At 70.9% G+C, this 10,006-nt stretch carries 11 protein-coding genes and 1 pseudogene; 7 read left to right on the top strand and 5 right to left on the bottom strand.

The genetic code is table 11. The features are described 5' to 3' along the window. Positions 1 to 694 (top strand): annotated as a pseudogene (locus tag ACFRCG_RS07150) (IS5 family transposase); the annotation flags it as partial. Positions 695 to 709: 15 nt separating this feature from the next. Here ACFRCG_RS07150 and ACFRCG_RS07145 read toward each other — a convergent pair. Continuing rightward, positions 710 to 1,363, bottom strand: a complete 654-nt coding sequence (locus tag ACFRCG_RS07145) for a hypothetical protein (protein WP_380029644.1) — start codon at positions 1,361 to 1,363, stop codon at positions 710 to 712. A 298-nt stretch (positions 1,364 to 1,661) separates the two neighbouring features. Between ACFRCG_RS07145 and ACFRCG_RS07140 the strand changes: the two genes are divergently transcribed. Next, positions 1,662 to 1,937 carry a hypothetical protein gene (locus ACFRCG_RS07140; protein ID WP_380029641.1) on the top strand — a complete coding sequence of 92 codons (276 nt, stop codon included), beginning with the start codon at positions 1,662 to 1,664 and terminating at the stop codon, positions 1,935 to 1,937. 265 nt (positions 1,938 to 2,202) lie between these two features. Beyond that, positions 2,203 to 3,324 carry a methyltransferase domain-containing protein gene (locus tag ACFRCG_RS07135; RefSeq protein WP_380029639.1) on the top strand — a complete coding sequence of 374 codons (1,122 nt, stop codon included), beginning with the start codon at positions 2,203 to 2,205 and terminating at the stop codon, positions 3,322 to 3,324. Between the two features lie 567 nt (positions 3,325 to 3,891). Here ACFRCG_RS07135 and ACFRCG_RS07130 read toward each other — a convergent pair. Next, on the bottom strand, positions 3,892 to 4,110 hold the full coding sequence (locus tag ACFRCG_RS07130; RefSeq protein ID WP_126641049.1) for a hypothetical protein: 219 nt from the start codon (positions 4,108 to 4,110) through the stop codon (positions 3,892 to 3,894). 942 nt (positions 4,111 to 5,052) lie between these two features. Between ACFRCG_RS07130 and ACFRCG_RS07125 the strand changes: the two genes are divergently transcribed. Together ACFRCG_RS07125 and ACFRCG_RS07120 are read left to right on the top strand one after the other, a co-directional pair. Further along, positions 5,053 to 5,562: a hypothetical protein gene (locus ACFRCG_RS07125; RefSeq protein ID WP_380029637.1), complete on the top strand. Its 510-nt coding sequence runs from the start codon at positions 5,053 to 5,055 to the stop codon at positions 5,560 to 5,562. 89 nt (positions 5,563 to 5,651) lie between these two features. Beyond that, positions 5,652 to 6,128 carry a hypothetical protein gene (locus ACFRCG_RS07120; RefSeq protein WP_380029635.1) on the top strand — a complete coding sequence of 159 codons (477 nt, stop codon included), beginning with the start codon at positions 5,652 to 5,654 and terminating at the stop codon, positions 6,126 to 6,128. Between the two features lie 317 nt (positions 6,129 to 6,445). Here ACFRCG_RS07120 and ACFRCG_RS07115 read toward each other — a convergent pair whose 3' ends face one another. The 3 genes from ACFRCG_RS07115 to ACFRCG_RS07105 all read right to left on the bottom strand — a co-directional run bounded on the left by ACFRCG_RS07115 (position 6,446) and on the right by ACFRCG_RS07105 (position 8,239). Further along, on the bottom strand, positions 6,446 to 7,087 hold the full coding sequence (locus ACFRCG_RS07115) for a hypothetical protein (protein WP_380029632.1): 642 nt from the start codon (positions 7,085 to 7,087) through the stop codon (positions 6,446 to 6,448). Further along, a complete protein-coding gene (locus ACFRCG_RS07110; RefSeq protein WP_380029630.1) occupies positions 7,084 to 7,233 on the bottom strand; it encodes a hypothetical protein in 150 nt (49 codons plus the stop codon). Before ACFRCG_RS07110 ends, ACFRCG_RS07115 begins: the two co-directional genes overlap by 4 nt. 118 nt (positions 7,234 to 7,351) lie before the next feature. Then, positions 7,352 to 8,239 (bottom strand): hypothetical protein, encoded by an 888-nt coding sequence (locus ACFRCG_RS07105; RefSeq protein WP_380029628.1) that lies wholly within the window; start codon positions 8,237 to 8,239, stop codon positions 7,352 to 7,354. Positions 8,240 to 8,317: 78 nt separating this feature from the next. On the opposite strand from ACFRCG_RS07105, the gene ACFRCG_RS07100 reads away from it, so the two are divergent. Then, on the top strand, positions 8,318 to 8,794 hold the full coding sequence (locus ACFRCG_RS07100) for a hypothetical protein (RefSeq protein ID WP_380029626.1): 477 nt from the start codon (positions 8,318 to 8,320) through the stop codon (positions 8,792 to 8,794). Between the two features lie 217 nt (positions 8,795 to 9,011). Next, on the top strand, positions 9,012 to 9,917 hold the full coding sequence (locus ACFRCG_RS07095; RefSeq protein ID WP_380029624.1) for a hypothetical protein: 906 nt from the start codon (positions 9,012 to 9,014) through the stop codon (positions 9,915 to 9,917). Positions 9,918 to 10,006: the final 89 nt, after the last annotated feature.

Below are 10,006 nucleotides of genomic sequence, written 5' to 3'. Positions count from 1 at the left end.
TCCAGGCGGTGAGCGACGCGCGCGGCGGTATCGACTGGGAGGTGTCGGTGGATTCGACGACCGTTCGCGCGCATCACCACGCAGCCGGCGCGAGGAGTTCGCCCCCACCGCCCGCAGTGCCTCAAAAGGGGGTGGGCGGTGGGACGAACCCGGGCGATCCGAGCCTGCGGAGTCTCCTGGACCGGCTGGCGGAGGTGGTCCGGGAGGCGAGGGCCCGGGACGCTCCCGGGGCGGGTTCACCAGCAAGCTCCACCTCGCCGCCGACGGACGGTGCCGGCCCCTCTCCCTTGTCCTGACACCGGGTCAACACGGCGATTCGCCGCAGTTCGAGGCGGTGTTGCGGGGGATCTCGGTCCCGCGCGTCGGGCCCGGCAGGCCCCGGACCAGACCCGACAGCGTCAGCGCGGACAAGGCCTACAGCTCCCGCGCCAACCGCCGTCACCTGCGACGACGCAGGATCCGACACGTCATCCCCGAACCTGCGGACCAGATACGCAACAGGCTCCGACTGGGTTCTGCGGGTGGTCGTCCGGTCGGCTTCGACGCCGAGCTCTATCGAAAACGCAACGTCGTCGAGCGAGCGATCAACCGCCTCAAGACCCATCGTGCCGTGGCCACGAGATACGACAAACGGGCCTATGTCTACCTCGGAACCGTCGCCATCGCCGCACTCTTCATCTGGCTCCGCACATGATCCAAGAAACAGAACCTAGTCGCGGTACAGCTCCGCCTTCTGCCGGTGCATGCCGGCCACCACGCGCACCCACACACCGTCGGTGTGGGGCACGGACGCCGGGAGGTCGACGCGGGCGAGTGCGGCCGTGACCTCCGCGTAGGCCGCGGACAGGGCGTCGGATCCGCGCGCGGGGACTTCCTTCGCGAGCATCGCGGACAGTTGCCCCAGGGAGGCCGGGGTGACGGGGTACATGGCCGGGCCGGCCATCTTGTACACCAGTTTCTCGCTCGGCGACTCCTCGGTCTCCACCCCCCACCGCAGGCCCGCCGCGTACTCGGCGAGGCCCAGCAGCCGACCGATCAGGACATACACGTCCTCGTCGGACCGCACGAACGCGTCCTCGGTCCGCAGGCTCTTGGACACCGCCTGCTGGCTCATGCCGGCCAGTTCGGCCACCGTCGTCTGGGTCCACCCGAACCGGACAAGGGTCGCGATGAGAGCTTTGCGTTCCTCCCCGGCGGTCTCCCCGTCCGCGATCCGGGCGTTGAGGTGGGCGAACAACTCGCGGGCGTGGTCGTGGCTCATCCCGCGCGGCTCGGGGACGGGCGCGGCGTCTAGGAGGTCGGCCACCTGTTCGTCGGTGGCGTCGGCGGGGATGTCGGGCAGGGCGTGCGGGTCGGCACTCACGGCGGGTGGCCTCTCGTCGAATCGTCACCTACAACTCGGTTGTACCACCGGGTTGTGGGTGATCACAACCGAGACCGCGTCCCTTCGGCAAACCCGACCGGGTGCATGGAAGGTGCACGAAGGTGACGCGGAGGTGGCATGCACGTCGCGCAGATCATCGGCCGCGACCCGCGGTAGCCGACCGGCGCAGCCGGGCCCGCTGGGGGCGATGCGCGGGTTCGGGGTTCACCCGAACGAGGCGCACGGCCTGCGGGGCGCCTCGATCGGGTCGGTGCGACCGTCGCGTATGGTCGAACACATGTCCGAAGATTCGTCGCCGTCGCTGCCCGACCACCTCCAGCCCCTGTTGGACCACCAGCTCGCCTTCGAACGGGCCCACCTCGCGTGCCTGCGCGCCGCGGAGACCGGCGACGACGACACCCTCAACCACCGCCGCGCCGAACGCCTACACGCCATGCGCGCGCTGATCACCGCCCGCGCCGACGCCGGCGCCGACAGCGCCCCCGACCGCCAGGCCCTCAAGAAGGCCGCCACGGCCGCCCTCGCGAACGAAACGGCAGACACACCGGAGTAGCCAGGCGCGATCGTCGACACCGACCGGGACACGGCGGGACACGGCGCACCGCGGACGCGTCCTCGCAGTGCGATACGTCTTCCGTGTGGATGTGTTGCCGCGTCATCATGGGGTCTCTGTGCGTGACCGAGGAGGCGTTCATGGGACAACACGAGAAGCCGCCGCCGGATCCGTCGAAGGGCACTCCCCCGCCGGACAACGCCGACGGGCGCGTCCCCCCTCCCCCGCCGTCCAACGGCCGGCACAAGAAGGACGAGTAACCGCCGTGGACCCGATCGAGGCGCGGTCGCGCCTGGCGGGCGAGATGGAACGGCGTGGGGACTGGCCCGGGCGCGCGCCGTGGATCCGTGACGCGGTGGAGGCAACGCCGCGGGACGCGTTCGCGCCCGATCGGCTCTGGCGTTGGAACGGCGCCGGCTACGTCGCGGTGGATCGCGCGGTCGACGAACACGCGTGGCTGTCGTTGGTCTACGCCGGACCGGACGACGCCGCGGTGACGCAGGTCGTGGACGGAGTGCCCACCTCGAGCCTGTCGTGCCAGGCGGTGGTGGTGGACATGCTCGACTCGCTGCTCCTGGAGCCTGGGCACCGGGTTCTGGAGTTGGGCACCGGGACCGGGTGGAACGCGGCCCTGCTCGCCCGCCGCGCCGGGGCGGGCAACGTCGTCAGTGTCGAGGTCGACCCCGACCTGGCCGAGGGGGCCCGCAAGGCCCTCGCCGCGGCGGGGGTCGACGTGCGCGTCGAGGTCGGGGACGGCGCGCACGGCCTCCCGGCGCAGCCGGCGTGGGATCGGGTGGTCTCGACGTACGCGGTGGAGCGGGTGCCGTGGGCGTGGATCGCCCACACTCGCCCCGGAGGTCGCCTGGTCACACCGTGGGGGCGGTTGGGGCATGTCGCGTTGACCGTCGCCGACGACGGGCTGTCCGCCTCCGGCTGGGTCCAGGGACTTGCCACGTTCATGCCCGCCCGCGGCACCCGCGCCGAACCCCGCTTCGTCGACGTCCGCGGCGACGCACCGGCCGAGGACGAACGCGGCGCGACGCGGGCCCTGGCGCCGTTGTGCGACGACCCGGACCTGCTCTTCGCGTTGCGCGTCGCCCTCCCCGAACTGCGTATACAGGCCGCGCGTGATGCCGACGGCGTCAACGCCTGGATCCACGACGGCCACGCCTCCTGGGCCGTGTACTCCGCCTCGACGGGCGGCGGGACCACGCTGTATCAGGGCGGGACACGGCGCCTGGGCGACGAGTTGGAAACGGCCTGGGACCGGTGGATCGCCGAGGGCGGGCCGGGGTTGTACGACCACGGCATGACCGTCACACCCGACGCGCAGTACGTGTGGGCCCACCACCCCGACACCGGACCCCGATGGCCCACCAACGCCTGACCCGATCCACGCGGCCCTGCCGTCCCGTGAGCCTGGGCGTCTCGGTTCCGGGACGTCGGCCCGGGGAACACCCCTCCTCCCGGTTGCGACCCGCCGACGTGCGCGCCACCGACGACACCATCACACGGACCGACGCCCGACCCGTCGTGAACGCGCCCCGGCGGCGCGCGGGAGCAGCGTCGTGATCGTGTGCTGCGTAGAAGGAGGATGTGCGGACCCACCCGATCCCGTAACCGGTGATCGTGGAGCCGCCGCCCGAAATTCGCCCGCACGACGGCTGATCCGACACCGGACGACTCCGCCTCCCATGCACTCGTCTCCATCCCCTCATGGCTCTCCCCCGTCGATCGGCGTGCCCTGCCGGGCGTGGGCTCCACATGGCGTCGTTTCGCCCGGCCGGCGCCGGATATCGCGGGGTCCACGGATCACCCGGGTGCGTCGAGCCGTCGCTGCCGGCCTCGGCCCGCCGCCGACGCCGGCACACAGGATCCGGATGGTGAACGCTCGGAGCGGGCGGAGCAGCCCCTGGACGATCGTCGTCCCTTGGGCCTGTGGTTCGGCTGGGGGTCACGCGTGGCGGCCGGGGACCACCCATTCCTTCGGATCCCCGCCGGGCCGACCGGTGGTGAGGTCCTGGAATCCGGCAAGGCGGTTGCGAACGGAGTCGGCCACGTAGTCCTCGACCGACGCGGCGAGCCCGAGACCGATCAACTCCCGCACCCGCCCCACCGCTTCCGGCGAGAGCTGGACACGGACCTCGGCACCGGGAGTCGTATCGATACTCATCCGGCGGACGCTACCGCCGCTCACCGACATCGACCTCCTACGGCCGGCCGAACCACAGCCGACTGTGGGAACACGCTGCTGCGGCGGTTGGTCGGCGTGGATCGAATACGGAGGAATCGGAGCACGTCGGCGGCGGCAGCGGGCAGCCCGGTCATGGCGGTCCACAGACGGCCGACGTCGAGGCCGGCCCGGCGCGTACGAAGCACTTCGCGACTGTCGGCGCGATGTCGCCGGACGATCGGCGGGGCGCGGCGAACACCGCGTTGGACACGTTGGCCGGGCTTCTGGGGCCCGGCCGGGCCGCGCTGAAGCGTCGGCCCGGCCTCCGCCGACCCCGCCCGGGGCGTCACCTCGGGGGCGGTTGGGTCGTTGGCTCGGGTGTGGGGGTTCGGCGTCTGCCCGTCGTCGGGCCGGCGACACCGATCGGCCCATCCCCCGAGCCGAGCGGCACATCGCGGGCGGGCGCCGGCCGGCACGACACCGACCCCCGTCCGCGACCGGCAATCCCGAGGAGATCCGATCATGGCCGTTGCGCCCGACCACACCGAGATCCGTGACCGGCACATCGCCGAACTGCGGGACGTCATCGGGCGAGCGATCCCCTCGTCTCCTTCTCCTCCGGACTCATGCTCTTGGTGGACGACGAGCCGGGATTCGCGAAAAAGCTCATGGACACCGCCCGGGAGATGACGGAGATCCTGGCTCGTACCGCCTCTGCATGACGGGTCCGCCGCGAACGACGTCCCACACACAGGCGAGACGACGTGCTCGACCTGCGGTAGTGACCCTTTCTCGCCCCGTGTGTGGCCACATGCATCGCGGGCCATGGGTCGCGGGTCGGTGCCGCGTTCGGCGGCCGGGGTGGCGGATCACTCGAATCCCCGCGCGGACGGCGGCGAGCGGGTGAGGATGTGGGCTCCGTCCACTACGGGAGGGACCTGCGTGGCCGAGCACATCGAGGACCGCGAGCACGACGAGTCGGGCGGTGGCGGTGGGGAGCGGTGTCCGTTGGGCGCGCGGTCGTCGCACGTCTGCGACGGGCCGGTCGACGACGCGGGCGAGTTGTTGCTGGGGTGGGTGGCCGCGTGCGGCGGGGCCGAGGACTCCGCGCTCGGGTGCGCGGTGCACCTCGGGGAGGTGCTGGTGGTGTGGGATCCCGGGGAGTGGCACGGCATCGGATCGCACGGCTCCCCCGACGACACGACGGCGGTGGCGTCGGCGGCCGAGCGAATCGCGGCCGAGATCGCCGACGGGCGGTGGATCGCGGCCGGGCCGGACGACGACGGCATCCATCTACGCGGCACCCGCACCGCAGCCTTCCGCGCTCTGGTCCATGCGGTGCCACCCGTCCTCGCCGCACAGGCGCTCGGCTTCAGCCCCGGAGTCGCCAAACAACACGCCCGCGATGCAGGCACCCACTGGGTCAGCTATGCCTCATACAGACGCCAGTAAACAGGGCAACTCACCATCTTCTAGCGGTAATTTGCTCAGTTGCCACAGCCCGCCGAACCTCTGTCATCTCGCGCCGCTACGTTCCCGCCATGGGCTACTGGGGCTACATCGTCGTCGCCAAGGGCGACCACAAACTCGCCGAGCATCCTGCCGTCGCCGCGTTCGGCAACGGCGTCCTGGACGACTACCCCAGGGGCTCGTGGCGCGAGATCTGGATGTACTCCCGCCCCGGCGACGACGCCGACATCACCGCCGTGGTCGCCGCGACCGGCGCCCCCGCGATGGCCTTCTACGTCATGGCCGACGACTGCGCGATCGGCGAAGCCGCCACACCCTCCGGCCTGCGCTGGGACGGCGTCTTCACCGAGGAATGCATCCTCAGCGACTACCCCGACGCACTCCCCACCGACTACCGGCGCGAACACGCAGTCGCCGGAGCCGTCGCCTGGGCCGCCGAAGCAGGCCTCACCGCCAACCCCACCGGCATCGAGCACGCCTTTGCCAGCGGCTGGCTGCACCATCTCTACGACGCAGTGGGACTCCCCGGCGTCAGCTACCCCGATTGAGCCCATGCGCCAGAAAGCGCTACTTGCGGTGCTTCGAACTCGCGACGAACAAATACGCGATGCCGTCAGTATTCGAACGGTAAGCTTCTTTGGACCATTCCGCAGGCCTTGGCCGACGCGCTCGTGGCCGCCGCCGAGACGACCGCAGCCGGATACCGCGACGATGCGACAGCCGTCGTGATCGGCTGACACAGCCGACCGACCCCGGCCCGGTGCACAACCATTCCGGGACCGGCCGCCGGCCGATCCCGGCCGGACACCGGCACCGGACCGCCGACCCGAACAAGGTGTGTCCGCATTCGGGCCGGTCACGGCGGCTACGGCTCGGTGACGATTCGCGTCAGTCCCGTGCGGATCTCCTGTGCGGCCCAGCGGTGTTCGTCGGTCAGAGGCGGTTCGTGGCCGGCGAGCCGGTCCGCCAGGACGTCCATGACGGCCGCGGTCTGCGAAACGTCGTCCGGCCGGGAAAGTTCGGCGTTGGCCGCGCGCAGGGCCTCGCTCTGCGCGCGGTCGTGGTTGGCGCGGTCGCGGGCGTCGTGATCGGCGGGGTCGAGCAGGTCGGTCATCACGCGGGGCACGTCGGGGTCCGCGCTCTGCCGGTACCAGCCGTCGATCAGGCCGGCCACCATCAGCGTGTCCGCATCGCCCCGGTGGCGTCGCCTGCCCTGTTGTGTCCACGTGCGCACGGCGTCCTCGAAATCCTCGCGGACCCGGGCCTCGTCGCGACCGGTGCCGTGCGCGATGTCCGCCCACGAGGTACCGCGTTCGCGTTGCAGGACGACTGCGGCGCGCAGGAGGTGCATCGCCCTGGTGGCGATGGCGAGCGCGGTGGCCACTTCACTCGTGCCCTGGGTGGGGAACGCCTCGTAGGCGTCCTCGATGAGATCGACCAGCAACTCGGCGTAGGCGACGCGGGCCTCGTCGAGCGGGATCAGTGTGTGCTGCGGGTCTTCGTTCACGACTTTCTCCCGGTTTCGTCGGGGCCTTCGGCCGCGTCGTCCAGCATCGTGCGCCTGGAGGAGGCGAACTCCTCCGGTTCGTGGATCCATGCCACGGCAAACGCCTGGAGGTACCTTCCTGCGCCGGTGCACATCTGTGCGGTCATGCGTGCCTGGTGGGGCTGGTATCGGAACGTACCGTCCTCGGGGACTCTGCCGACGGCAGGCGACGGTCACGCGCTCAGTCGGGCCCGGGAAGCACCACCGATACCGTCTCGGTTCGGGTCACGAGGCATCCGCCTCTTGCCGGCGCCGTCGACGGAGATTGCGTTGGGCCTGGGCGCGCGCGCATTCGCGGGAGCAGTACAGGACGCCGCTGGTGCGGTGCTGGCCGTACGTCGCGCGTCCGCGTTGGCGTACGAAGTGTCGTCCGCAGTTCTCGTTGGCGCAGCGTCGTGTGGTCGCTTGTTCGGCGATGTGGTTGTACAGCTGCAGGAACGCGACGGAGTAGACGCTGGGATTGCGGTCGACGAGGTCGCCGGGTCCGATGCTGAACCGGCTCAGCGCCCCGGCAAGGGCGTCCTCGAGGCCTTGCACGCGGCTCCAGATCCGAACAGCGCGCAGTTCGTCGAGGGAGGCCGGCCACGGCGGGTCATGGGTGGGGTTCTGGGCACGTACCGCGGCGAGTTCGGCGTCGGTGACTCCGGGCTCCACGAGTTCTTCGAGGCCTCCCTCGCGTTGGCAGGCGAGCCAGGTCGTGATCGCTTCCTGGGCGGTTTCCAGGTGGAGGCGGACCAGGTCGCGGTGAACGCCCAGCCAGTAACGATCGTCGTCGTCGAATCCGGGATCGGGGATGGCATCGATCCGGTCGATCTCCTCCTGGGCGAGGTTCACCAGCCGGAGGTCGCGACGATCGAGGTCGAACAGCAATCCGTAGTCGACGAAGAGCTGTGCTGCGGCGTCCAGATCGTCGGCCGGGGTCTCCATGAGTTCCCGCAGGTAGAAGTCCTCGGGAAGCTCGGCCGGCTCCGGCCGCTTCCCGAGTCCTCCGGGGCCCCAGCAGATCCAGTCACCGTCGACCCAGACCTCGCCGAACGGCCGGATCGGCGGCGCGGGAACAACGACACCCGGCCAGAGCGTGGGACGAAAGCGTGGGTCAACGTATGCCGTCATGACGGCATGCTAGCCGGTACCTTCGTGGGACGGAACCATTCGACTTGGTACCACGGCCACTTTCTCGGGGAGAGACCGATGTCCGACTGGCACACGCGCAAGACCATCGGGGAACGGCACGAAGTCCGCGTCATGCGGGAATTGGAACACCGCGGCTGGACCGCGCACCGGTGCGGACAGGGCACCTACCCCGCCGCGATCCGGGAAGCGTTGAGGTGCTCCGACACGGCGCTGCGGCAGTTTCCCGACCTGATCGCCTCGCGCGGTCGGGACTTGGTGGCCATCGACGCGAAGACGGCGCTGCCGAGCACCACTTCCGGCCGGTACGCCGTCTCGCGGGCGTGTGTGCGGGCCGGGTTGGTCTTCGTCGGGGCGAACGCCCCGATGCCGCTGTTCTACGTCTTCGGCGACCTGCGCGTGCTCACCCCCGCCGAAGTCGCGCACTACACCGCCGACTCGTGGCGTCCGCCCGGCGGCTCCTATCACCTGGTCGGCACCGCCCGGGCACACCGATTCGACGAGGTGTTCGGCGTGCCCGTCGCACGAAGCGCGTGACGCCACGCGCCCGGCTTGCGGCCGAACGCCGCAACTTCCGGCGACCTTCACGGTCGTTACAAGACGGTCGGGTAACCGGGGCCGGCGGGTTTGACGTCGATATTGGGGATTTCCGGCAGTCCCCAGGGAGTGACGACGAACTGCTCCTCCGTTTGGGCCTTGTCCGTTTCGTCCGGTCGGTGTGAGCCCGTCGAGGTGTTGTGGCAGCATCCCCGTCGTGGATGACCGTGCGCATGACGTGGACTGGTCCGGCCTGTTCCATGCCTCGGGCACTGCCGGCGACACACCGCGGCGCCTGGCGGCCCTTCTCGGCGACGACGCGTGGGCCCTCGTCGACGGGTACTCGCACCTGTGGTCGCAGACGCTTCGCCGCGAGGGCGGGGCCTGGCCCGCGACGGCGCCCACGGCGAGGCTTGTCACCGAACTCCTGGACAACCCGCTGCTCGGGCGCGACGATCCCACGCTGCCCGATGCCATGCTCGCCTATCTGTACGAGGTCGGCGTCGCCGCCGACCTCGGCGACCGGGCCGCAGAGATCCGTACCCGGGTCCGGGACCACGCGCCGAAATTGCGGGCCTGGACCGCCGAGTACGTGTCGGCCGACGCGGACGGCAGGACCCGGATGTGGCGGGACGGCACGGGGCTGGGGGAACTCGTCCTCGACCGGGCGACGCTCGCCTGCTTCGACGCGGTTCCCGAGCTCCTGCGGCGCACACTGCCCCACCTCGCGTCGGAACGCCCCAGACGCAGGGCCTGCGCCGCCGCGGCCATCGGGTCCCTGGCCCGGCATCCCGCAGCCCACGCGCAACGTCCGCGGCTACGGGAACGGTTGACGTCGATGGCCGGGGCCGCCGACTCCCCGTACGACCTGGCGACGATCGTCATCGCCGTCGGCCACCTCGGTGGCGACACGCGCCCCTGGCTCACCGATGCGCATGCGGGCGTCCGGGCCTGTGCGGCCCTGGCGCCCAACCTCGCCGGCGACGACACGGCGGAGCAGGTGCTCAGGGAACCGCACTGCTCGCCGCGGGCGTTCGCCGGCGCCTTCGGCGACATGGCTCCGCCCGTGCAGCTCCAGTCCGAGTCGTTCCACGACCTGCTCGCACAACGACGCGTGAGCTGATGCCCGATGGCAGCGACGTTCCTTTCGGCGGTGCGTGCTTCGGAAGCGGGATCCGCACCGTCGCCTCGCGCCGTGGTGCGCGGGCTGTG

It is taken from the genome of Embleya sp. NPDC056575, assembly GCF_042793325.1.
In the GTDB taxonomy this organism is placed as follows: Bacteria; Actinomycetota; Actinomycetes; order Streptomycetales; family Streptomycetaceae; genus Embleya.
Note: the sequence above shows the minus strand (reverse complement) of the source record. Positions and strands in the feature narration are given on the sequence as shown.